The organism is Pseudomonas sp. BIGb0278, assembly GCF_024809895.1.
Taxonomy (GTDB): domain Bacteria; phylum Pseudomonadota; class Gammaproteobacteria; order Pseudomonadales; family Pseudomonadaceae; genus Aquipseudomonas; species Aquipseudomonas shirazensis.
Genome location: NZ_JANUEL010000001.1, coordinates 1,678,578 through 1,700,505, shown reverse-complemented (window position 1 = coordinate 1,700,505; position 21,928 = coordinate 1,678,578). Strand labels below are relative to the sequence as shown.

Sequence of the window (21,928 nt, the reverse complement as noted above, 5' to 3'; positions counted from 1 at the left end):
CTCATGCCTGCACCAGCGGGCCAGGGTTTTTCAGGTACTGGTCCTTGATCGCCTGGGCGGCGAACAGGGTCAGCGCGCCGATCAGCGCGGTCGGGTTGGCCTGGAAGTTCTGCGGGAAGGCGTTGCCGCCGGGGACGAATACGTTGTGCACGTCCCAGCTCTGCAGATAGCGGTTGAGCGCGCTGGTCTCGGGCGAGTCGCCCATGATCGCGCCGCCGACGTTGTGGGTGGAGACGTACTTGGTGATGTCCCAGTGCGAATCCATGTCCAGGTAGCTTTCGCTGACGCTGTCGGGGTTGAGCTCCTTGGTGATGTCGCCAACGATGCCACGCAGGTGCTGCTGCAGTTTCAGCTCGTTGGGCTTCCAGTCGAAGGTGATCCGCAACAGCGGCTGGCCCCACGGGTCCTTGTAGGTCGGGTCGAGGTCCAGGTAGTGCTCGCGATAGGACATGCAGCCGGTAGAGATGCTGACCTTCATCGAATGGCCGTACCAGTCCTGCATGCCTTCTTTCCAGCCCTGGCCCCACTCAGGGGTGCCGGCGGGCAGGGCGGTGCCGATCGGCGTCCCGGTGGCCTGCGAGCTGTGGATCTTGGCGCCGCCGATCACGCCCAGTGCCGGGCCGTCGAAGTTGCCTGGCGAGATGTCGTTGAACATCTGCCCGGTGGCGCCGGCGGTGGCGAACGGGTTGAAGGTCTTGTCCTTGAAGAACAGGGTGCTGCCGCCAACGCTGAGGAAGGCATAGTTGCGGCCGATGGTGCCCTTGCCGGTCAGCGGGCTGTACGGCTGGCCGATACCCGACAGCAGCATCAGGCGCACGTTGACGAACTGGAAGCCCGCCAGTACGACGATCTTGGCCGGCTGGAACACTTCGTTACCCTGGCCATCGGCATAGGTCACGCCCTTGGCAGTCTTGCCGTCGGCGTGCAGCTCAACCCGCAGGACGTTGGCGTTGGTGCGGTAATCGAAGTTGTCCATGCGCTTGAGAGAGTCCATCACCGCGGTTTGCGGCGAGGCCTTGGAGTAGTTCAGGCACGGGTACTTGCTGCAATAACCGCAGTAGTTGCACGGCGCGATCTGGTTGCCGTAGGGGTTTTTCCAGGCGCGCGAAACGTTGGCCGAAGGGTTGGGGAACGGGTGATAACCCAGCTTGCGCGCGGCTTCGGCGAACATCGTGTTGTTCAGCGTGTCTTCCAGCGCCGGCAGCGGGAAGGGGCTCGAGCGTGGCCCTTCGAACGGGTCGCCGCCTTCGACGATGCGCCCCTGCAGGTTGCCGGTATTGCCCGACAGACCGCAGATCTTGTCGAATTTATCCAGGTACGGCTCGATTTCTTCCCAGGTGAACGGGTAGTCCTGGATCTGCATACCTTCACCCAGCACGCCGGGTTTGTAGGCCTGGTCGGCGTAGGTCTTGAGTTTGATGTCGGTCGGCGTTGGCCGGATCAGCACGCCGGTCCAATGCAGGCCCGAGCCGCCGACGCCGGTGCCGGGCACGAATGCGCCCCACTGGCGAGTCGGCAGAGCGGTGCTCTGCATGTTGTGGCGCACGGTGAGGGCGCCGTCCTTGGGCGTGACCATGATCTTGTTGCGCACGCCGTAAGCGTACTGGTCGGCGGGCTTGGGGTAGGTGAAGTCGGCATTGCTGCGGTCTTCGCCACGTTCCAGGGCGCGCACCTTGAGACCGGCCTGGGCGAGCTCGATGCTCATCAGCGAGCCGGCCCAACCGAGGCCGACCACGACTACATCGACTTCGTCATTGGTAATGTTTGGCATAGGTAACCTTGAATGCTCTGTCGCTTGGCGAAGGGTTCAACCGCGCTGGCCGGTCAGGCTGACCGGGCCGAGCGGGTAGGGGACGTTGTGCTGGGCTACCCATTCCAGGTAGCTAGCACGCGCGCCGGGGAAGCCGATCGCAATCCACGCCTTCATGCCTTTGTTGCCGCCGTAGATCGGGTCGGCAAGCCAGCCCTGGCGGGTGATGTTGAGCAGTTCGCTGAACAGCAGCTTGGCCTTGAGCACAGGCTCGCCGTGGGCGGCAAAGTCGACCTGGCCGTTCTGCATCTGCTTGAGCACCTGCTCGCGATCGCTCAGGGACAGCAGGGCGAAGTGTTGGCCGTATTTGGCCTGGCACCAGCCTTCGAGCGCGGCGATGCCCTGGCGGTAGATCTGCTGCGGAGTGAACGGCAGCTGGTAGCCGAGGGTGGCCGGCGCGTTGACGTCGAACGGGCCCTCAAGGTACACCTCGCTACCCAGGTCGCCGGCCAGTTGCTGGTCGATGAAGATCGGCACGTTGGTCTCCAGCGCACCGGGGCCGCGGCCATCAGCAGGGATCAAGCGGTCGCAGGCAGCCAGGATGAAGGTCCATTCGGCTGCAGTGAAAAAGATCGGCGTGTAGCTGTCCAGGCTCGGCGCGGCGAGCTCGGCGGCGGCAGCGGCGCTCAGGCCGTTGAGGGCGATGCCCATGGCGGGCAAGGCGATCAGCGAGGACAGCAGAAACTTTCTTCGCGATGTTTGCGTGGCAATCAGCATGCGGGTTCACCTATGACTATTCACGAGGAACCCGAGATGTATCCGGTAATCCGTTACCTGTAGGAGCCGCGATAGTCTCAGATGAGATAGCGCTATCTTTCAGTGCGCCTGGTCAGGCACTACAGCAAAAACGGCTCTACGAAGTGTGGGGAGACTGAATTGGGCGCTGCTCTTGTATGAAGCCTGGCAGTCGCGTGGCTTGAATGAACGACCCTCTCGAGGGCGTCATTAGGCCTGATTTGGACATCACGGGTAGCGAGAAGCATAGCAAGCTACCGAGTATGTTACAAAACATTTCTCGACGGATGTCAATGTCGCTATCGTCGCAGGCCTTCAATGCACCAGCTGAGTGATGGATGCCGGTCGCGAGAGCTGTCTGCCCGCTTTATTCAGGGCTGGATACGGCGGCCTCAGCTGCTTCGGCAGCGGCTTTCAGACGGTCAGCCTTGCAGATGTACTTAGGTTTTTTCGGGGCGAGTTTGGCGTTGGCTTTTTGCGCCTTGGCCTTGAACAGCTGTTGCAGTTTTTTCTGGCGGTTCATGTGCTTTCTACCTGCGAGTGGACGCCGGCATGATATCGCGATTTCGGCTCGCGCGTGTGCGCCGGCTGCCCGGCGCACAGAGCGATTGAAGCGTAAACCTCAGGGAATCAAACGTGCCTCTCGCAATTGATCAAACACCTCGAAAAACGCCCGATCACTTGCTTGATAGGCACTGAAGCCCAGCAGCCGACTCTTGCTCATGTCGGTCACGACTTCGATCGGCCGGCCGAGGTCGGCATCGGTGTGCCAGGGCGAGACCAGGCGGCTGATGTCGGCTTCTTTGAGGCCATGCTCGGCGACGATCTGGCTCCACAGCGCCTGGTCATCGGCCATCTGCGCCTCCAGCGGCGCCGGCGACTCGGGGAAGGGCGCGGGTGTGAGGCCGAAGTAATTGGCGATCCGGCCCCACATCCACTGCCAGCGGAACACATCGCCATTGGTGATGTTGAACGCCTGATTGGCGGCTTCAGGGGTAGTCGCCGCCCATAGTTGCTGCTGCGCGAGCTGGCGGGCGTCAGTCATGTCGGTCAGGCTCTGCCACTGCACGCGCGAGCCGGGGAACACGAACGGGCGGCCGCTTTGCTTGCAGATGCTGGCGTATACGGCGAGGGTGGTTGCCATGTTCATCGCATTGCCGACGGCCACGCCGGTGACGGTGTGCGGGCGGTGAACGCTCCAGGTGAAACCATCGCGCTCGGCAGCGGCAAACAGTTCGTCTTCCTGGGCGTAGTAGAAGTTCTCGACATCCAGCCGGCCTTGTTCCTCACGAAACGGCGTCTGCGGCAGGCTGCCCTTGCCATAGGCCTCGAAGGGGCCAAGGTAGTGTTTCAAGCCAGTGACCAGAGCGACGTGTTTGACGCTGCCTGCCGGGCGCAGCGCCGCGAGCACATTGCGCACCATGGCGCCATTGACGCGGATGTTTTCCGCTTCGCTGGCCTGGCGCGACCAGGTGGTGATGAATACGTGGGTAGGCTTGAGGTCGGCCAGCGCCGCCTGCAGCGAGGCAGGGTCTTGCAGGTCTGCGGCCACCGGGATGATCCCCGGCGCCGCCGTTGGCGTACGCGAAAGCGCTGCCACCTGCCAGTGATTGTCGAGCAAAAGCTGGGTGATGGCGCTGCCGACGATGCCGCTGGCGCCGACTACCAAAGCTGTCTGGGTCATGATGTTCTCCTCAAGTAATGGTTTTCTGAGCAGGCCAGCACGCCAGAGGTTCAAGCTGATCTGTGTTCGATTCAGCCGCTGGCCCGAGCGGCGCGCAGGGTCAGCAGCGCTGACAGGACCAGCAGTGCGGCGCTGGTAAAGAATGTCAGCCGATAGCCACTGCTGTCGAAGAGTACCCCGCCTGCGGTCGAGCCGAGTGCGATGGACAACTGGATTACCGCCACCATCAGCCCGCCGCCGGCTTCTGCATCATTGGGCAGCGACTCGGCCAGCCAAGCCCACCAGCCCACCGGTGCAGCAGTGGCAAACAGGCCCCACAGGGCGAGCAGGGCGGACACGGCGGGTACCGAAGTGCCGAACATGACCAGGCCTACGCCGATGACAGCCATCAACAACGGGATGACGATCAATGGCCGGTACAGGTTGCGCTTGAGGAAGGCGCCGATCAGCACTGTGCCGATAAAACCCGAGACGCCCAGGCCAAGCAGGATCATCGACAAGGTGGTCACATTTACCCGGCTGACGCTTTCCAGAAAGGGCCGCACGTAGGTGAACAGCATGAATTGGCCTATGAAGAACACGCCGACAGCGAGCATGCCCAGTATCACGATGGGCCTTTTCAATAGCGCCAGGACGCTGCCCGACGGGCCAGCTCGCTCATGCGTCGGCATCGACGGCAGGCTCAACCATTGCCAGACCAGCGCGAGCAATGCCACCGGCACCAGGCAATAGAATGCGCCGCGCCAGCCGATGACACCACCAAGATAGCTGCCTAATGGCGCGGCAATGACAGTGGCCAGCGCATTGCCGCTATTGAAGATGACCAGCGCCCTGGGCACGCTGGCCTTGGGCACCAGGCGCATGGCAACCGCCGCAGACATCGACCAGAAGCCGCCGATGACCACGCCGATCAGGGCACGGCCGAGCATGTAGACGCTGTAATTGCTGGCCGAGCCGACAATCAGCCCAGATACGCACATCAGTGCGGTCAATAACAGCAGCAGGGCCTTGCGGTCGAGCGAGCCGGCCAGCCTGGCGATGGTCAGGCTGGTCAGCACGGCGAATGCGCCGGAGATGGCAATGCCGTAGCCGGCCAGCCCTTCGCTGACGCTCAGGTCGCGAGCGATTGGCGTAAGCAGGCTTACCGGCATGAACTCGGAGGCAATCAGCGCGAACACGCACAGGGTCATGGCAAAGATGCCGCTCCAGTAAGCGGGCGCACTGCCCTGGCCGTCGTTGCGGTGCATACCCGGCGAGGCCTCGATGGTTGGGCTGGACATAATGGATTCCGTTTTTGAAGGACAATGCAGCTGACGTGTCGTGGTTTAAATCTTGACTGATAGAGCGTCTGCTGATTAGTAGAGGGAATCTGAATGTGGTTGTGAGAAAATCTCAGCAATGAAGCACGCCAAGATCAACGACCTGCAAGCGTTCATCGCTGTCGCCCAGGAACAGAGTTTTACCAAGGCAGCGGCCCAGCTGGGCGTCACGCCGTCGGCGTTGAGCCATGCGATGCGTGCGTTGGAGCAGCGCCTGGGCGTACGGTTGCTGGCCAGGACTACCCGCAATGTCGCGCCCACCGAGGCCGGGCAGCGCTTGCTGCAGTCGCTGGCGCCGCTGTTCGAGCAGATTGCCGAGCAGGTCGAGGCGCTCGGCGAGCTGCGCGACAAGCCTGCCGGGACCCTGCGCATCACCTGCACCGATGACGCCATCGATCTGTACATCCGGCCCAAGCTGAAGGCCTTTCTGCAGACCTACCCGGATATCACCCTGGAGCTGATGGTGGACTACGGCTTCACCAACGTGGTCGAGCAGCGTTTCGACGCCGGGATCAGAATGGGCGAGTCGATCAGCAAGGACATGATCGCCGTGCGCATCAGCCCGGACTGGCGCCTTGCGGTGGTTGCTTCACCCGAATATTTCGCCGCTCACGGCATACCGCAGACGCCACACCAGCTGACTGAGCACCGCTGCCTGAATATCCGCCACCGCCCTGATGGATCGATCTATGCGTGGGAATTCGAGAAGGATGGCCAGGCCTTTACCGTGAAGGGCGAGGGCCAGTTGGTGGTCAACAGCATCATGCACGTGCTCAACAGCGCGGTTGACGGTATCGGCCTTGGCTACGTGCCGTACGCCCTGGCGGCGCCACTGATCGCTGAGGGGCGCTTGCAGGAAGTGCTGGCGGACTGGTGCCCGTACTTTCAGGGCTTTCACCTTTATTACCCGAATCGGCGCCAGCCCTCGCCAGCATTTACCGCCTTTGTCGAGGCGATGCGCTATCGCCCGTAGCTCAGGTGAGCGCCGGTTCGACTGGTTCGATCGCCCGGCCCAGCTGCATTGCCTGCGCCTGCAAGATACGCATCAATTGCAGCGTGGCCTGGGCTGGTGGCTCGAAGCGCGAGTAGACAAAGCTGATATCGAAGCTGATCTCATCACTTAGCGGCACAGTTTTGAGGCCGCTGTCCTGGGCGACGAACTCGTCGATGATGGTCATACCCATGCCTTGCTTGACCAGTGCCACGGCCTCCACTGCATTGGTGAACGACAACAGCGAATCAAGCTGCACGCCGCAGCGGCTGAAGGCCTCGCCGAGCAATTGACCGAATGCCATGTCCGGGCGGAACAGCAGCAGGGGATAGCCCTGCAGTTGTTGCAATGACAGGGATGGGTGATGCGCCAACGGGTGGTCGAACGGCATCAGCGCAACCATGCGCCCGCGCATGTAGGGCACCGAGTGCAGGTGGTCGTGCGGCAGCGGCAGGGCGGCGATGGCCAGGTCGACCTTTTTCGACAGGATCTGATTGGCCATCTCGACCATGAGCGTGGTCTGCCATTCGATATTCAGCGCCGGCACCTCGCGCTTGAGCTGGGCCAGCGCTGCCGGGATGACCACGGTCGACAGCGAGGCACTGCAGCACAGGCGCAAGGTGCGCTGGGCACCGCTGGCCAGTGCCAGCGCACAGTCGTTGACTACCAACGCCGCTTGGTACACCCGCTCGACTTCACGATAGAGGACCTGCGCCTCGCCGGTCGGTACCAGGCGATTGTTGATCCGTTCGAACAAGCGGTAGCCCAGGCGCCCTTCGATGTAGCCCATGAGCTTGCTCACCGCTGGTTGCGAGACATAGAGCAGCTTGGCCGCGGCGCTGATCGAGCCGGTCAGCATCACCGCGCGGAATACTTCCATGTGCCGCAGCTTGAACAGCATGTGATCTGCACTCGGTCGGTCTGAGGGCATAATCATTACCTTTGGTTATGGTCTTGCTCATCCAGGTATGAGCGCTGGTGGCGGCTGCGCAGTATCGTTAGCTCCTGCCTGGCGCCATGTCGGTGGCGACAATACCAAGATTTGCGGGCCCGCGCTGCGGCGTCTGGAGAGAGAAACGCATGAGTATTTTCGACGAGCCAAAGATCGACTGCCATAACCATTTGTTTGATCCAGTAGCTTACCCCTATCACCCCGATGCGCCGTATGCGCCCTCCGGCCAGGAAGTGGCCACGCTGACGCAGTGGGAGGAGGTCATGGCTGCCTACGGCGTATGCAATGCCTTACTGGTCGGCCCCAACAGTGGCTACCACACCGACAACCGTTGTCTGCTGGCGGCATTGGCAGCTGGTCAGGGCCGTTTCAAGGGCATTGCGGTGGTCGACAACGCTATCAGCCTCGACGCCTTGGCTGCGCTGCAGGCCCAGGGCGTAGTTGGGGTTGCCTTCAACCCGGCGCTGTACGGCCTGCAAACCATGGATGGTGCCGAAGCACGTCTGGCCAAGCTGGCCGAGTTGGGCATGTTTGCCCAGATTCAGGTGTGTGATGACCAGTTGCTGGAGCTGCACGGACTGCTCGAACGTAGCCCGGTGCGCCTGCTGATTGATCACTGTGGCCGGCCGAACGCTGCGGCCGGGGTAGGGCAACCGGGCTTTCAGGCGTTGCTCAAGCTGGCGCGTTCCGGGCGCGCCAGCGTCAAGCTGTCGGGTATGCAGAAGTTTGCCGCGGCCGATGCCTTGCACGCCCAGAGCCATGCCTATGTGCAGGCCTTGATCGAGGCATTCGGCCCAAACGCCTGCGTGTGGGGCTCGGACTGGCCGTTCATTCGTCAGCACTCGCGGATCGACTACGGCCCGCTGCTCAAGCTTGCCGAGCGGCTGATGCCAGACCCGCAACTGCGCCGCGAGATCATGTGGGACACCCCACGCCGGCTGTTCGGCTTTGCCTGAGCCGCGGCCATCACCGCCTGTAATCTCAACCAAGGAGCAACACCGTGAGCCTGCACCTCGAAGGACAAACCGCGATTGTGACCGGTGGCATGCGCGGCATCGGCCTGGCCATTGCCCGCCGGCTGCATGCCGAAGGCGCCCGTATCGTCATCTGGGATCTGGCGGTGGATAGCTGGGACAGCACTGCCGCTGGCTTGGAGCCCGCAATGTGCCAGGCCGTCGATGTCGCCTCGCTGGCCTCGGTCGAGTCGGCCTTTGCCGAACTGATCGAGAACCTGGGCCGGGTCGATATTCTGGTCAACAACGCCGGCATCAACGGGCCGGTGCTGCCGTCCTGGGAGTATCCGGTAGAAGCCTGGGACAAGGTCATCGCGATTGACTTGAACGGCGTGTTTTATTGCTGCCGCACGGTCATCCCGCATATGCGCGAACGCGGCTACGGCCGCATCGTCAATATCGCCTCGATGGCCGGCAAGGACGGCGTGCAGTACATTTCCGGCTATTCGGCGGCCAAGGCTGGTGTGATCGCCTTCACCAAGGCTGCAGCCAAGGAGCTGGCGCAGGACGGGGTGCTGCTCAACTGTGTGGCACCTGCCATGGTCGAGACGCCACTGATGGCCGAGATGACCCAAGAGCACATCGACGCGAGCAAGGCCAAGATCCCCATGGGGCGGTTCCTCAAGGCCGAAGAAATCGCCAACATGGTCACCTGGATCGCCGGCCCAGAGTGCAGCTTCACCACCGGCTTCGTGTTCGACCTCAGTGGCGGCCGAGCCACCTATTGACGGGATTGTTGCCAACGATTGACCTGCGGCATGCAAACCCGCCACGCGCGCATTGGCGCCCGGGCAATTCTGGGCCAGACTGACGGGGCGTCGTCAGTCTCCCGGGATTGCTTGGGCAGACGCACCGTCATCCTTGCCGAGGGTCGCCAATGCTCGAACGCTGTCGCTGGCGGTGCTGCTTGTTGTCGCTGATTCTGCTGCTGCCGATGGCTGCGATGGCAGCGGACGACTGTCGGCACCTGACCGCTACCGGTAATCCGGAATATCCACCGTACCTGTGGCGCGACCCGGACAACCCGGCACTGCTGATCGGCGCCAATGTCGACTTGCTCCAGCATGTGGCCAGGCAACTGGGCATCGACATCGCCGTGGTCTACAGCGGGCCGTGGTCGCGGGCGCAAGAGCAGGTACGCAACGGCCGTATCGACCTGCTTGCCGGTCTGTTCATCACGCAAACGCGCGAACAGACCATGGACTTCATCAAGCCGGCCTTTCTGACCACCGCCAGTATGGTCTGGGTCCGTCGTGATGACGGCTTTGCCTACGTCAAATGGGACGACCTGAAAGGACGCAGTGGCGGCACCCTGGTCAACAACAGCCACGGCCAGGCGTTCGATGACTTCGCCAGCGCCAATCTCAACCTGGAAGCCGTGCCCAGCGCCCACCAGGCGTTCGAGAAGCTGCTGCACAAACGCAACGACTACGTGCTGTTCGAACGCTATCCCGGCATGGCACTGGCGCGCACGCTGGGTGTGGAGCACAAGCTGCAGATGCTTGAGCCGCCGGTATCTGCCGAGGGTTTGTACCTGGCCGTGTCGCACAATGCGCCATGCAACGTGGCCGAGCTGCGCCAGCGGCTGGCGGCGAGCATGCAAGAGGTGGCCGCCGGGCCGTTGCCCGCGCAGTGGGTCATGCACAACCTGCAGCGTTGGCGCAGTCAGAACGAGCCCGGAACGTTGCCTGGCAAGCCCTGAACGTTTCAGCCAGGCGCACTCACGTTAAGCCGCGAGCACTCCGCTTCAGCCTCAGCTCGCTGATTGAAGGTCAGTTGCAATCGCAGCTTTTCGACGTTGTCGTACAGGTTGAAGCCGCTGCAGGCCGCCCCTGTAAAAAGACGAATACCGTGCTGCGGGCACGGTTTTTCTTTTGGCATAGCCGGAACCACAACAAAGCGCGGCTGCATGTCGAGTGCCTCCCCAGGCAGATGCATTAACTATTAGTCTGCATCATGCAAGCGTGCAAGGAGGCTCATGATTGGGCGACCGACGGCAGCCTGCCGCACCAGGGCGCCCGTTGCGGGCGCCACGTCCTCGGGGCGCGGTCAGAAGTCCCAGCGGGTGGTCAGCATGTAGTTGCGCGGCTCGCCATAGGCGCCCGCTTTGTAGAAACCAAGGTTGGTGTAGTAAGTCTTGTCGAACAGGTTGTTGGCGTTGACGGTCGCGGACAGCTGCTTGGTGAACTGGTAGCGGGCCATGGCATCGACCAGCCAGTAGGCCTTTTGCGAAAACTCCTCGTAGCGCGCCTGCGGCGTGTTGTAGATGTCCTGCCAGGCTACGCTCTGCCAGCGCGCGCCGCCGCCGATAGTCAGCTTGTCGAGTGCACCGGTCAGCTTGTAGCTGGTGTACAGGGTGACCTGATCTTCAGGTTCGAAGGTGGAGATCTTCAGGTTGTTGTCATCACGCACGATCTTGTGGGTGTAGCCGGCCTGGACCTGCCAACCCGGCGCAAGCTCGCCGGACGCTTCGATCTCGTAGCCTTTGGTGACTGCCTGAGTGCCCTTGAAGGCATAATTGTCTGGCGTGGGCACGCGATCGTTGTATTCGTCATCGGAAATCGAGCGGTTGTCCTCATGCACCTCGAAGTAAGCGGCGCTGGCGTTCAGGCGGCCATCGAGAAACTCGGCTTTCAGACCAATCTCGTAGTTCTGGCCTTCGTCCGGCTCGAGCATCTTGTTGTCGCGATCACGATTGAAGGCTTCCTGCGGCATGAAGATATCGGTGTAGCTGGCGTACACCGAGTAGGTGTCGTTGAGGTCGTAGATGGCGCCGACGTAGGGCACGAAGCGGCCGCTTTCCCTGTAGGTCGGGTTCAGGCCCGTGATGGTATAGTTGACCACCCGACCGCCGAGCAGCACTTTCAGGTCGTCAGTGATGTTGAGCCGGGTGGTGAAGTAGGCGCCGGTCTGGCGCACGGTATCGTCGGTACGCTGCGACGGCCTGCCCCAGTCCGGTTCGGCAATGTTGCCGTGCCAGTTGTTGAAGTCGACTACGTTGGGCTCGCGCAGGGTGTAGTTCCAGTAGCCTTTGCCATCCCAGTTGGAGTGGGCGATGGAGCCGCCGACCACCAGTTCGTGTTCCCGCCCAAACAGGCTGAACGGGCCGGAGGCATACAGGTCGGCCGAGTCGCTGACAGTCTCGCCGGTGAACTTGCCGGGGACGATCGCCGAGGTGCCGTCGGCATTCGGCGTGGTGCCCTGAATGGTGCCCATCACCGCGTGGTAACCATTGATCTTGTGATCGACCTGCAGTTTGCTCACCCAGCCGTTGTCGAAGTTGTGCTCAAGCATGGCGAACACGGTGCGGGTGTACTGCTCCCAACTGCTCCAGTCAGCCGCATTGTTGAACGAGCGCGAGATGTTGTTGTGCTGGCCTTGGGCGTTGAGCAGGGGGAAACTGCCTGACCACGACGAGGCCTTGGGCAGGCTGTCCTGATAGTCGCCGCCGACGGTGAGCAGGGTGTCTGGCGACAGGTCGAACTCGAGGATGCCGTAGTACACCGGGGTCTTGCGCGAGTAGCGGTCCAGGAACGAGTGCTTGTCCTGATAGGCCGCTACCGCTCGCCCACGCACGTTGCCGCTGTCGTTGAGCGGGCCGCTGACGTCCAGCTCGCTGCGGTAGTTGTCCCACGAGCCTGCGCCCAGCGTCGCGTGGCCCTGGAAGTCGGCCGTAGGCTTTTTGCGTACCAGGTTGATGGTCGCACCCAGCGAGCCGGCGCCGGTGAGCAAACCAGTCGCGCCCTTGAGCACCTCGACGCGGTCGTAGATGGCCATGTCACTGAGGGTGTTGCCGGCTGAATAGCCGACGTTGCGCGCGGTCGAGGGGATGCCGTCGTACTGGAAGTTGTTGATCGAAAAGCCGCGCGCGTAGTAGTTGCTGCGCTCGCTGTCGAAGGCTGAAACGGTAATGCCCGGGGTGTGACGCATGACGTCGTCGACGCTGTTGAGGCCGAAGTCATCCATGTGCTGACGGGTGACCACGGTGATCGACTGTGGCGTCTGGCGCGGGGTCAGTACCAGCCGGGTGGCGGTGGCGATCGAGCCTGGGGTGTACGAGCCGGTGCCCTCGCTGACGGTACCCAACTGATTGGAAATCACTTCGGTGGCGCCCAGCTCCAGGGCCGCGCCGTCCTGTGCGATCGGTTGCAGCGAGTAACGACCGTCGCCCTCGCGCACCGCTTGCAGGCCGGAATTGAGCAACAGTCGTTGCAGGCCTTGATCGGCAGCAAAGCTGCCATCCAGGCCAGCTGTAGCCAGACCCCGCGTCAGCGCTGGGTCGAACGACAGCACCACGCCGCTTTCAGCAGCGAAACGGGTCAGCGCAGTGCCGAGGTCGCCGGCCTGGATGTGGTAATCGCGCTCGCTGCTGTCGGCAGCCTTGGCGGGCATGGCCAGGCCCAGCCCAAGCAGGGTGGAGAGGAGCAGGGCGCTGCGAAGGCTGGCGCTGAGGCGGCCAACCGGGAAAGGGGCGGTCATGGCGTGAAATCTCGTTGTGGGTGGCAGGCGGGCTTATCTGCCCTTCGCTGATTAAGTCGAATGGGAATGAGAAAACCTATCATCCATGCCGAAAAATATTCAGCACCGCCTGCCGCTGGGGAAACGCATTGAACCTGGAAGATTGCCGGCCACTCAATCCTACGCAACGCCGTGATTCCAACCAGGTACTGATGAGGTGCTGAATGAACGCTATCGAACTGCTGGAACAAGACCACAAGACGGTGAAAAAGCTGCTCGAAGAGCTGTCCAACACCACTGAACGGGCGCTGAAAAAGCGCACCGAGCTGCTGGCGCGGATCGAGCTGGAGCTGCAGGCGCATACCACCATCGAAGAAGAGATCTTCTACCCTGCGCTGACCCAGGCCGGCGACAAGGAAGACGTCAAGATGTACCACGAGGCCAAGGAGGAGCACCGCACGGTGGATGCGCTGGTATTGCCTGACTTGCTCAAGACGCCACCCGATACCCTGGAGTTTTCCGGGCGGATGAAGGTGCTCAAGGAACTGCTCGAGCATCACATCGAAGAGGAGGAGTCGGATATGTTCCCGCGCGCCAAGGAGCTGCTCGACAAGGCAACCCTTGAGCAACTGGGCGACGCCATGCAGGCGCAGAAAAAACTGATCAAAGACGAACACCGCGTCGCCTGATGCAGGCAGGGGCCACGCGCCAGGTTGAATCTGGCGTGTGGCCCTTGCACGTCTTCGCTTAGAAGCTGTACTTGGCGGTCAGCATCATGTTGCGCGGCGCGCCATAGACATCGCCGCCGTATTGCCAGGATTGCGAGATCGCCGAGTAGTACTTGCGATCAAAGATGTTGTTGGCATTGAGCTGCAGGTCGAGGTTGCGGTTGACCTGATAGCCGGCCATCACGTCGGTGACTGCATAGGCACCTTGTTCAAGACGGTAGTTGCCACCGTCGACCAATGCGATGTCGTTGTACATCCGGCTCTGCCAGTTGACGCTGCCGCCGACGCGCAGTTTTTCCAGAGGGCCCTGGAAGCGGTAGGTCGTGCTGATCTTGAACTGATGCTCAGGGGTGTCCGTGTCGAACTGCTTGTTGACCAGCGCCGGCTGCGCGGCATTCTTGGTGGTATGGGTGCGAGCATAGGTGTAACCGCCGCCGATCTGCCAGTTGTCGGTGAGTGCGCCTTGCAGTTCCATGTCGATACCTTGGCTGCGAATCTCGCCAGAGGCTTCGTAGCAGGTAAGCTGAGTCGACGAACAGACAGTACGGTCGAGCACTTCCACCGCACGGTTTTCCTGGTCGACGCGGAATACCGCCAGGCTGGCGTTCAGGGCACCGTTGAAGTACTCGCCCTTGATGCCTACCTCGTAGTTCTTGCCTTCAATCGGACGCACCGGCGAATTGCTTGAGCCGCGCTCGGTCTGTGGCTGGAAGATATCGCTGTAGCTGACATACACCGAGTGATTGTCATTGAGCTCGTAGATCAGGCCGGCATAGCGGGTCACGTTGCGGGTGACCTTGTAATCGCCCTGGCCATCCTTGTCATCGTAGTCATACCAGTCCAGCCGGCCGCCGAGGATCAGCTTGAGCGGGTCGGCCAGGCTCAGGCGGGTGGTCAGGTACACGCCGTCTTGAGTCGTGACGGAGCGGTCGTTGGTGGTATGCAGGAAGTTCGGTTTGCCGGCGTTGATGGGCCAGTTGGGGTCGTATGGGCTGTAGTTGTGGTTGGTCATGTCGTAGATGCGGCGGCTGGTGCCGACCACCAGTTCATGGCTGCGCCCCAGCGCCTGGAACGGGCCGCTGGCGAACACATCCACGCCTGCCTGGTTTTCATCGTGCTTGGACTGGTAAACCGTTCGACCCAGCGTAGTGCCGGTCCAACGCGACTGATACGAGCCCGAGAACAGCGCATTCTGCTCGGCATAATTGGCATTGACCTGCAGCTTCCAGTCATTGGCCAGGCGCTGGCGCAGTTCGGCAAACACCGTGTTGATTTCCTGGTCCTTGTTCTCCCAGTCGGTGCTCGGGTTGTACGAGCGCGGCAGGTCGAGGTGGTGGCCATCGAGGCCAACCATCGAAGAACCCCAGAAGTAGTTGGTCTTGTCCTTCTGGTGCGACAGGCCTACGGTCAGCGTGGTGTCTTCGCTAAGGTCCGCTTCGGTCACCGCGTAGAACAGGCCGTGGCTTTCTTCGGCATCGTCGACAAAGCTGTTGGCGTCGCGGTAGGAGGTGACCACTCGGCCGCGCAGAGTGCCGCTGTCGTTCAGCGGGCTGGAGGCATCGACCTCACCGCGGTAGTCGTCCCAGCTGCCGGCAGCGCCGGTCAGGGTGACTTTCTGTTCGGCCAAGGGCCGCTTGCGTACCATGTTGATCGCCGCCGACGGATTGCCCGCGCCGGTCACCAAACCTGTGGCGCCGCGTACTACTTCAACCCGGTCGAACATCGCCAGGTTTGGCTGCACCCCGGCCGTCCAGCCCGAGTAACCGCTGGGGATACCGTCGTACATGATGTTGTCGATGTCGAAGCCACGCGCGGTATAGGTCTGCCGGCCAGGGCCACTGGAGAAGTTGAGGAACAGCCCCGGCGTGGCCTTGACCACGTCATTGATGCTGGTCATCGCCTGGTCGTCCATGCGCTGGCGGGTAATCACCGTGACTGCCTGTGGCGTCTCGCGCATGGTCAGCGGCAGTTTGGTCGCCGTGGCCATGGCGCCTGTGGTGTAGGAGCGGGAGCCTTCGGTGGTGCTGCCCAGCCGGTCCGAGCTGACTTCGGTTGCGCCTAATTCCATGACAGTCGATTGCGCCCCATCCTTGGGCTTGACGGCTTCTTCGGCTACGGCATGGGCCATGCTGGCCATGCAGATGGCGGAAGCCAAGAGAGTACGCGACGGGCTGAAACGACGTTGCGGGATAAGGCGCGACATGGGTTGCGGTTCCTGACGGTCTTTTTAGTAAATGTTTATGCTTATGAGAAACATTACCAATTAGTTTGTCAGGATTTTCCGAGCAGCAACAGCCAAGGGCTGCAAAAAATCCAATGAATTTTTCACATTTGGCTGATCAGTAGATGCAGTGGGGGCCGCGACCGTTTCAGTCTTTGCCTTTGCCGATACGTTTGCCGGCCTGCTGAGCAACTTCCAGCGCCTGGCCATCGCGCTGCTTGCCTTGTCGGGCCTGGCCCATCAGTTGCGGGATCAGCATGCCTTCGGGCAAGTGCCGCCAGAACCTGCCCGGCATGTGCATGCGCATTGCATCGGGGTTGAGCCGGGCCGGATTGAAGATGTGCCGGTAGTAGGTGCGCCACAGATCCGCACCGGGGTCGTCGGCGTGCTGCGCCCATTGCCGCCAGGGCTCGGGGCAGTGGCGTCGGTAGTCCAGTGTATGGCCGTCGAAGCGAATGCCGTCGCGGTCGGTGGCGATCAACCAGCGCTGGCGGCCGAGGCGCTCGGCAAAGTGGCCGCTGGCGCTTTCAAGAATGTCGTGGGCCGGCTGATGATAGGCGACCAGGTCCAGTTGCAGCTGCGCAGCCAGTGCTGCCGGCAGCGGCACGAAGCGCACAAACGCATGCAAGTGATGGGCTTCGCGGCTGACCTGCTTGATCCGCCGGTGCAGCTCGCTGCCGAGGCGGTCGCCGGGGAGCATGGCGGTACGATCGCCATGGGCGACCCGCCAGAGCACTTCATACAACAGGTTCCAGCGCTGCTCGCCGCAGTAGCGCGAGGCCTGTTCCAGCTGAACCAGCAACGCCGCTGGCACCTTTGCCCGAAACGGCCCCGGGCCCTCTGGCAGGGGCGCCGGCACTGCCAGCAGATCGTCCATCGGCCCTTGCGCCCAGGTGACGTCGGCGGGATCGATGCCATGCCCGAGCAGCGCGCGCGCCTGTTCGCGCCAGAGGCTGAATTGCTGGTCGCAGTCGAGCGCGATCATCCCCACAGGCCCATCTGCACTGGCGCTTGCGGTTCGCGCAGGCGCGCTCGCAGCAGGCCGCTGCGCAAATCGGCCTGCGCCGGGCGATAATCGCTGGTGACAATGAAAGGCCGCGCCTTGTCGAGTACGCAGCGCAGCTGGATCAGGTCGTCATAACGTATGCGCCGCTCCCGGCGTAGCGCTACCAAGCGTTCGACGCTGCGCAGGCCAATGCCGGGAATCCGCGCGAGCAAGGCGGGCTCGGCGCGGTTGAGATCCAGCGGGAACACCTCGCGATTGGACAGCGCCCAAGCTAGCTTGGGGTCGATATCCAGGTCCAGGTTGCCAGCCTGGCTGAGCAGCTCGCCAGCCTTGTAGCCGTAACCGCGCATGAGGAAGTCAGCCTGGTACAGACGGTGCTCGCGCAGCAATGGCGGGGCGGCCAGCGGCACGCTGCCAGGGCTGTCGGGGATCGGGCTGAAGGCCGAGTAATACACGCGCTTGAGGCCAAACCCCTGATACAACGATTCGGAATTGCCAAGCAGGGTCCGGTCATCGGTGTCATCAGCGCCGACAATGACCTGGGTACTTTGCCCTGCGGGGGCAAAACGCGGCGCCCGCGGCTCGCCAGCTACGGCCTGTTGACCGCGCTGGATAGTACCCATGGCCTGGCGGATGGTGTGGCCCTGTTTTTCCGGGGCCAGGCGCTTGAGGCTTTCATCGGTGGGCAGTTCGACATTCACGCTCAGTCGATCCGCCAGGCGACCGGCTTGCTCGATCAGCAGCGGGTCAGCGTCAGGGATGGTCTTGAGGTGGATGTAGCCGCGAAACTCGTGCTCTTCACGCAGCAGCCGGGCAACTTCGATCAACTGCTCCATGGTGTAGTCGGCCGAGCGAATGATGCCGGAACTGAGAAACAGCCCGCTGATGCAGTTGCGCCGGTAGAAATCCAGGGTCAGCCGCACCACCTCTTCAGGGGTGAAGCGCGCTCGCGGCACGTTGCTGGTACGGCGGTTGACGCAGTATTGGCAGTCGTACAGGCAGAAGTTGGTCAGCAGCACCTTGAGCAGCGAGACGCAGCGGCCATCCGGCGTGTAGCTGTGACAGATGCCCATGCCATTGGTCGCACCAAGCCCGTCGCGACCGCGCGAGCTGCGCTTGGGCGCGCCGCTGCTGGCGCACGAGGCGTCGTACTTGGCGGCGTCGGCAAGGATGCCGAGCTTGGCGATGAGCTCCATTAGTCGATCTCGATGTACTGAATATTCATACAGTATTTGTAGATCGGTCTGGTTGCAAGTGTTGGCCGTCGGCAATTGCCAAATGGCCCTGAAACCATTGCGGCAAATGCGCCGCAGCGGCTTCAGGGCATAGGCATCAATCGCGTTTAGGCAGTACGCCGCTGAGCAATTGCTTGGCAGTCTGCTTGATGATCCCGGCCTGATTGGGATCGCCCTGGAGCAATGCCGAGGCAAATTTCTTCGCCTGCTCAAGGGTCATATGAGGCGGCAGCGGTGGCACATCCGGGTCGGTGCGGAAATCGATCACCACCGGCACATCACTGGCCAGGGCTTCTTCCCAGGCGGGCGCGACGTCTTCTTCGCGGCCTACATAAATGCCCTTCAAGCCGATCGAAATGGCGAACAGGTGATAGGGCACATCAGGGATGTCCTGGCTGGCGGCGAACTTCGGGTCGCCCTCCATCACCCGTTGCTCCCAGGTCACCTGGTTGAGGTCCTGGTTGTTGAACACCGCGCAGATCCAGCGGCCATTGCCCCATTGCTGCCAATACTTGGCCACGGTGATCAACTCGGCCATGTTGCTCATCTGCATCGCGCCGTCACCTACCAGCGCGACAACGCTGCGCTCCGGATGGGCGAACTTGGCGGCAATCGCATAGGGCACCGCTGCGCCCATGGACGCCAGCCCGCCGGAGAGCGAGCACTGCATGCCCTTACGCATCTGCAGGTCGCGGGCAAACCAGTTGGCGCACGAGCCGGAATCGCTGGTGATGATGGCGTTGTCGGGGAGGCGTGGCGACAATTCGTGCACCACTCGCTGCGGGTTGATCGGGTCGGCAGAGGTCAGCGCTCGCTTGGCCAGCTTCTTGTCCCAATCCTTGCGCCAGCCTTCGACCTTGTGCTGCCAAGTACGCTGGCTTTTTTCTTCCAGCAGTGGCAGCAGGGCTGCGAGGGTGTCGGCGGCATCACCGACCAGATTCACTTCCATCGGGTAGCGCAGGCTGAGCATGTCTGGGGCAAGGTCGATCTGCACGCCCCGAGCCTGGCCCTCCTTGGGCAGGAACTCGGCGTAGGGGAAGCCCGAGCCGATCATCAGCAAAGTGTCGCATTCCTCCATCAGCTTGAAGCTTGGTTCGGTGCCGAGCAGGCCGATGCAGCCAGTGACCCAGGGCAGGTCGTCAGGCAGGACCGCTTTACCGAGCAGGGCTTTGGCAACACCTGCACCGAGTTTTTCGGCAACTGCCTGCACCTGCTCACCCGCCTGCAAGGCGCCGGCACCGACCAGAATCGCAACTTTCTTGCCAGCATTGAGCGCATCGGCTGCGCGCTGCAGATCGGCATCGTACGGAACTACTTTGGGCTTGCTGAAGCCGATACCCGAATGCAGCGTGCCATGGGCCCGGGCTGGTTCTTCATACGCCAGCTCCTGCAAGTCGTTGGGCAGGATCAATGCAGTGACCTTGCGCTCGCCGATGGCGGTGCGCACGGCGCGGTCGACCAGGTGGCGCACCTGCGACGGCGCGGCGGCCTGCTGAACAAAGGCGCCGGCGACGTCCTTGAACATCGACACCAGGTCCAACTCCTGCTGGTAGTGCCCGCCCAACGCCGTGCGCGCCTGTTGGCCGACAATGGCCAGGACCGGCATATGGTCCATGCGTGCGTCATACAGACCGGTCAGCAGGTGCGAGGCGCCGGGCCCGGAGGTGGCGATGCACACTCCCAGCTCGCCGGTGAACTTGGCATGTGCGCTGGCCATGAACGCGGCCATTTCTTCGTGGCGGCACTGCACGAATTCGATCGAGCCGGCCCGACGCAGGGCGCCGAACACGCCGTTGATGCCGTCGCCGGGGTAGCCAAAGATGCGCGTGACACCCCACTGGCGCAAACGCTCGACGAGAAAGTCACTTACGGTGATAGCCATCGGTTTCTCCTTCATTGATGCGTGGATGAAGGTTGGGACTGGCTCTGTCCCGGCGCGTTCAGATTAAACCGGCCAGAGGCGACCCCGGGCACTCGGTTGAACTGATCCCGCCTGGCTCGCCTCGAAACCAGACACCCCTGAGTGGAGGCAGCACCCAACCTGGGCTAACACTGATAAGGCTGGGTCATTCATTCACCTACAGACAGAGGCGCGTCTGGCCTCGCTGGAGAACCACATGACGATCACGAACACCTCGAAACTGCTGCTCGCAGGTTTCACCCTCAGTTGTGGGCTGGCCAACGCCCAGGCTGCCGAAACCAAGCGGGTGGACGTCTTGCTGGTTGGCGGCGGGATCATGAGTTCGACCCTGGCGATCTGGCTCAACGAACTGGAGCCGAGCTGGTCGATGGAGATGGTCGAGCGCCTGGACAAGGTCGCCGAAGAAAGCTCCAACGGCTGGAACAACGCCGGCACTGGGCACTCTGCGCTGGCCGAACTCAATTACACCCCCGAGAAAGACGGCAAGATCGACATCACCAAGGCGGTGGAGATCAACGAGTCGTTCCAGATCACTCGCCAGTTCCTCGCCTGGCAGGTCAAGAACGGTGTGTTGAAAAACCCACGCTCGTTCATCAATTCAACGCCGCACATGAGTTTCGTCTGGGGCGATGACAACATTCGCTTCCTGAAAAAACGCTACGACGCGCTCCAGGCCAGCCCGCTATTCAGAGGGATGCAGTATTCCGAAGACCCTGCCCAGATCAAACAATGGGTGCCGTTGATGATGGAAGGGCGCGACCCCAATCAGAAGCTTGCGGCGACCTGGACGCCGCTCGGCACCGACGTCAACTTTGGTGAAATTACCCGCCAGTACGTAGGGTATTTGCAGTCACGCGAAAACTTCAGCCTCAAGCTCTCCAGCGAAGTGCAGGACATCAGCCGCAACGACGATGGCTCCTGGCACGTCGAGTACAAGAACCTCAAGGATGGCAGCAAGTCGGCCACCGATGCCAAGTTCCTGTTCATCGGTGCTGGCGGCGCAGCGCTGCCGCTGCTGCAGAAGTCCGGCATCGAAGAGGCCAAGGATTACGCAGGCTTCCCCGTGGGTGGCTCGTTCCTGGTGACCGACAATCCAGCTATCGCCGAGCGCCACATGGCCAAGGCCTACGGCATCGCGGCAACCGGTGCGCCGCCCATGTCGGTGCCGCATCTTGATACCCGTGTGCTGGATGGCAAGCGGATGATCCTGTTCGGCCCGTTCGCGACCTTCTCGACCAAGTTCCTCAAGCAGGGCTCGCTGTTCGATCTTATGGCCAGCATGAGCCTGCACAACACCTGGCCGATGGTGCGTGTTGGCGTGCGTGAATTCGACCTGGTGCAGTACCTGGTTGGCCAGGTACTGCAGTCCGATGACGACCGCTTCGAAGCGTTGCAGACCTACTTCCCCGAGGCGAAGAAAGAAGACTGGCGCCTGTGGCAGGCCGGTCAGCGCGTGCAGATCATCAAGAAAGACGAAAACCAGGGCGGGGTGCTCAAGCTCGGCACTGAAGTGGTCGCGTCCAAGGATGGCAGTATCGCCGGCCTGCTCGGTGCATCGCCGGGCGCTTCGACTGCGCCGCCGATCATGCTCGATCTGCTCAACAAGGTGTTCAAGGACAAACTCGCGAGCGCGCCGTGGCAGGACAAGATCAAGCAGATCATCCCATCGTACGGCACGCATCTGAACGACAGCCCCGAGCGGGTCGAGGAGGAGTGGGCCTACACCAGCGAGATTCTCCAGCTGACCCCGCCACCGGCCATCGACAAGCGCCAGGACCCGGCCAACCCGGATGATATCGACCCGGTCAGCCAGGACCATCAGACCACTGACCCTGACCTCAAGCCCTGATCAGCA

The 21,928-nt window shown here is 62.1% G+C and carries 18 protein-coding genes; 6 read left to right on the top strand and 12 right to left on the bottom strand.

Annotated elements, in window-relative coordinates; all coding sequences use genetic code 11:
- Position 1: 1 nt before the first annotated feature.
- The 5 genes from M2396_RS07750 to M2396_RS07730 all read right to left on the bottom strand — a co-directional run bounded on the left by M2396_RS07750 (position 2) and on the right by M2396_RS07730 (position 5,476).
- Complete coding sequence (locus tag M2396_RS07750; RefSeq protein ID WP_150569511.1) at positions 2-1,771, bottom strand: GMC family oxidoreductase; 1,770 nt, start codon at positions 1,769-1,771, stop codon at positions 2-4.
- A gap of 36 nt (positions 1,772-1,807) precedes the next feature.
- Positions 1,808-2,527: a gluconate 2-dehydrogenase subunit 3 family protein gene (locus tag M2396_RS07745; RefSeq protein ID WP_101318682.1), complete on the bottom strand. Its 720-nt coding sequence runs from the start codon at positions 2,525-2,527 to the stop codon at positions 1,808-1,810.
- A 385-nt stretch (positions 2,528-2,912) separates the two neighbouring features.
- On the bottom strand, positions 2,913-3,068 hold the full coding sequence (locus M2396_RS07740; RefSeq protein WP_101318684.1) for a DUF2986 domain-containing protein: 156 nt from the start codon (positions 3,066-3,068) through the stop codon (positions 2,913-2,915).
- Between the two features lie 99 nt (positions 3,069-3,167).
- Positions 3,168-4,229, bottom strand: a complete 1,062-nt coding sequence (locus M2396_RS07735; RefSeq protein WP_150572926.1) for an SDR family oxidoreductase — start codon at positions 4,227-4,229, stop codon at positions 3,168-3,170.
- 71 nt (positions 4,230-4,300) lie between these two features.
- Positions 4,301-5,476, bottom strand: coding sequence for an MFS transporter (locus tag M2396_RS07730; RefSeq protein WP_259074242.1), 1,176 nt, complete (start codon positions 5,474-5,476; stop codon positions 4,301-4,303).
- Positions 5,477-5,627: 151 nt separating this feature from the next.
- On the opposite strand from M2396_RS07730, the gene M2396_RS07725 reads away from it, so the two are divergent.
- Positions 5,628-6,521 (top strand): LysR family transcriptional regulator, encoded by an 894-nt coding sequence (locus M2396_RS07725; RefSeq protein WP_259074082.1) that lies wholly within the window; start codon positions 5,628-5,630, stop codon positions 6,519-6,521.
- Between the two features lies 1 nt (position 6,522).
- Here the strand turns inward: M2396_RS07725 and M2396_RS07720 are convergent, their stop codons facing one another.
- Positions 6,523-7,476 (bottom strand): LysR family transcriptional regulator, encoded by a 954-nt coding sequence (locus M2396_RS07720; protein ID WP_150569507.1) that lies wholly within the window; start codon positions 7,474-7,476, stop codon positions 6,523-6,525.
- 143 nt (positions 7,477-7,619) lie between these two features.
- Here M2396_RS07720 and M2396_RS07715 point away from each other — a divergent pair, with 143 nt between their 5' ends.
- From M2396_RS07715 to M2396_RS07705, 3 genes are all read left to right on the top strand, one after another.
- Positions 7,620-8,447 (top strand): amidohydrolase, encoded by an 828-nt coding sequence (locus M2396_RS07715; RefSeq protein ID WP_101318691.1) that lies wholly within the window; start codon positions 7,620-7,622, stop codon positions 8,445-8,447.
- A gap of 44 nt (positions 8,448-8,491) precedes the next feature.
- The gene (locus M2396_RS07710) at positions 8,492-9,232 is read left to right on the top strand and encodes an SDR family NAD(P)-dependent oxidoreductase (RefSeq protein ID WP_259074080.1); all 741 of its coding nucleotides are present in this window, start codon (positions 8,492-8,494) and stop codon (positions 9,230-9,232) included.
- Positions 9,233-9,381: 149 nt separating this feature from the next.
- The gene (locus M2396_RS07705) at positions 9,382-10,206 is read left to right on the top strand and encodes an ABC transporter substrate-binding protein (RefSeq protein WP_188035770.1); all 825 of its coding nucleotides are present in this window, start codon (positions 9,382-9,384) and stop codon (positions 10,204-10,206) included.
- A 5-nt stretch (positions 10,207-10,211) separates the two neighbouring features.
- Here M2396_RS07705 and M2396_RS07700 read toward each other — a convergent pair whose 3' ends face one another.
- Together M2396_RS07700 and M2396_RS07695 are read right to left on the bottom strand one after the other, a co-directional pair.
- Entirely contained in the window at positions 10,212-10,415 is a 204-nt protein-coding gene (locus M2396_RS07700; RefSeq protein ID WP_150569503.1) for a hypothetical protein, read from the bottom strand.
- A gap of 138 nt (positions 10,416-10,553) precedes the next feature.
- A complete protein-coding gene (locus tag M2396_RS07695) occupies positions 10,554-12,983 on the bottom strand; it encodes a TonB-dependent siderophore receptor (protein WP_259074078.1) in 2,430 nt (809 codons plus the stop codon).
- A 203-nt stretch (positions 12,984-13,186) separates the two neighbouring features.
- Here M2396_RS07695 and M2396_RS07690 point away from each other — a divergent pair, with 203 nt between their 5' ends.
- The gene (locus M2396_RS07690; protein WP_259074077.1) at positions 13,187-13,651 is read left to right on the top strand and encodes a hemerythrin domain-containing protein; all 465 of its coding nucleotides are present in this window, start codon (positions 13,187-13,189) and stop codon (positions 13,649-13,651) included.
- A 58-nt stretch (positions 13,652-13,709) separates the two neighbouring features.
- Here M2396_RS07690 and M2396_RS07685 read toward each other — a convergent pair whose 3' ends face one another.
- From M2396_RS07685 to M2396_RS07670, 4 genes are all read right to left on the bottom strand, one after another.
- Positions 13,710-15,893, bottom strand: coding sequence for a TonB-dependent siderophore receptor (locus M2396_RS07685; protein ID WP_259074075.1), 2,184 nt, complete (start codon positions 15,891-15,893; stop codon positions 13,710-13,712).
- Positions 15,894-16,059: 166 nt separating this feature from the next.
- Positions 16,060-16,896, bottom strand: coding sequence for a TIGR03915 family putative DNA repair protein (locus M2396_RS07680; RefSeq protein ID WP_220633449.1), 837 nt, complete (start codon positions 16,894-16,896; stop codon positions 16,060-16,062).
- Complete coding sequence (locus tag M2396_RS07675) at positions 16,893-18,113, bottom strand: putative DNA modification/repair radical SAM protein (protein ID WP_101318708.1); 1,221 nt, start codon at positions 18,111-18,113, stop codon at positions 16,893-16,895. Before M2396_RS07675 ends, M2396_RS07680 begins: the two co-directional genes overlap by 4 nt.
- Before the next feature lie 136 nt (positions 18,114-18,249).
- A complete protein-coding gene (locus tag M2396_RS07670; protein WP_259074073.1) occupies positions 18,250-20,034 on the bottom strand; it encodes a thiamine pyrophosphate-requiring protein in 1,785 nt (594 codons plus the stop codon).
- 235 nt (positions 20,035-20,269) lie between these two features.
- Between M2396_RS07670 and mqo the strand changes: the two genes are divergently transcribed.
- Positions 20,270-21,922 carry a malate dehydrogenase (quinone) gene (gene mqo / locus M2396_RS07665; RefSeq protein ID WP_259074072.1) on the top strand — a complete coding sequence of 551 codons (1,653 nt, stop codon included), beginning with the start codon at positions 20,270-20,272 and terminating at the stop codon, positions 21,920-21,922.
- Positions 21,923-21,928: the final 6 nt, after the last annotated feature.

Bases quoted from the DNA above. Each gene is read 5' to 3' on its own strand.
- M2396_RS07750 (WP_150569511.1), bottom strand. From the start codon at position 1,771: ATGCCAAACATTACCAATGACGAAGTCGATGTAGTCGTGGTCGGCCTC.
- M2396_RS07745 (WP_101318682.1), bottom strand. From the start codon at position 2,527: ATGCTGATTGCCACGCAAACATCGCGAAGAAAGTTTCTGCTGTCCTCG.
- M2396_RS07740 (WP_101318684.1), bottom strand. From the start codon at position 3,068: ATGAACCGCCAGAAAAAACTGCAACAGCTGTTCAAGGCCAAGGCGCAA.
- M2396_RS07735 (WP_150572926.1), bottom strand. From the start codon at position 4,229: ATGACCCAGACAGCTTTGGTAGTCGGCGCCAGCGGCATCGTCGGCAGC.
- M2396_RS07730 (WP_259074242.1), bottom strand. From the start codon at position 5,476: ATGCACCGCAACGACGGCCAGGGCAGTGCGCCCGCTTACTGGAGCGGC.
- M2396_RS07725 (WP_259074082.1), top strand. From the start codon at position 5,628: ATGAAGCACGCCAAGATCAACGACCTGCAAGCGTTCATCGCTGTCGCC.
- M2396_RS07720 (WP_150569507.1), bottom strand. From the start codon at position 7,476: ATGATTATGCCCTCAGACCGACCGAGTGCAGATCACATGCTGTTCAAG.
- M2396_RS07715 (WP_101318691.1), top strand. From the start codon at position 7,620: ATGAGTATTTTCGACGAGCCAAAGATCGACTGCCATAACCATTTGTTT.
- M2396_RS07705 (WP_188035770.1), top strand. From the start codon at position 9,382: ATGCTCGAACGCTGTCGCTGGCGGTGCTGCTTGTTGTCGCTGATTCTG.
- M2396_RS07700 (WP_150569503.1), bottom strand. From the start codon at position 10,415: ATGCAGCCGCGCTTTGTTGTGGTTCCGGCTATGCCAAAAGAAAAACCG.
- M2396_RS07695 (WP_259074078.1), bottom strand. From the start codon at position 12,983: ATGACCGCCCCTTTCCCGGTTGGCCGCCTCAGCGCCAGCCTTCGCAGC.
- M2396_RS07690 (WP_259074077.1), top strand. From the start codon at position 13,187: ATGAACGCTATCGAACTGCTGGAACAAGACCACAAGACGGTGAAAAAG.
- M2396_RS07685 (WP_259074075.1), bottom strand. From the start codon at position 15,893: ATGTCGCGCCTTATCCCGCAACGTCGTTTCAGCCCGTCGCGTACTCTC.
- M2396_RS07680 (WP_220633449.1), bottom strand. From the start codon at position 16,896: ATGATCGCGCTCGACTGCGACCAGCAATTCAGCCTCTGGCGCGAACAG.
- M2396_RS07675 (WP_101318708.1), bottom strand. From the start codon at position 18,113: ATGGAGCTCATCGCCAAGCTCGGCATCCTTGCCGACGCCGCCAAGTAC.
- M2396_RS07670 (WP_259074073.1), bottom strand. From the start codon at position 20,034: ATGGCTATCACCGTAAGTGACTTTCTCGTCGAGCGTTTGCGCCAGTGG.
- mqo (WP_259074072.1), top strand. From the start codon at position 20,270: ATGACGATCACGAACACCTCGAAACTGCTGCTCGCAGGTTTCACCCTC.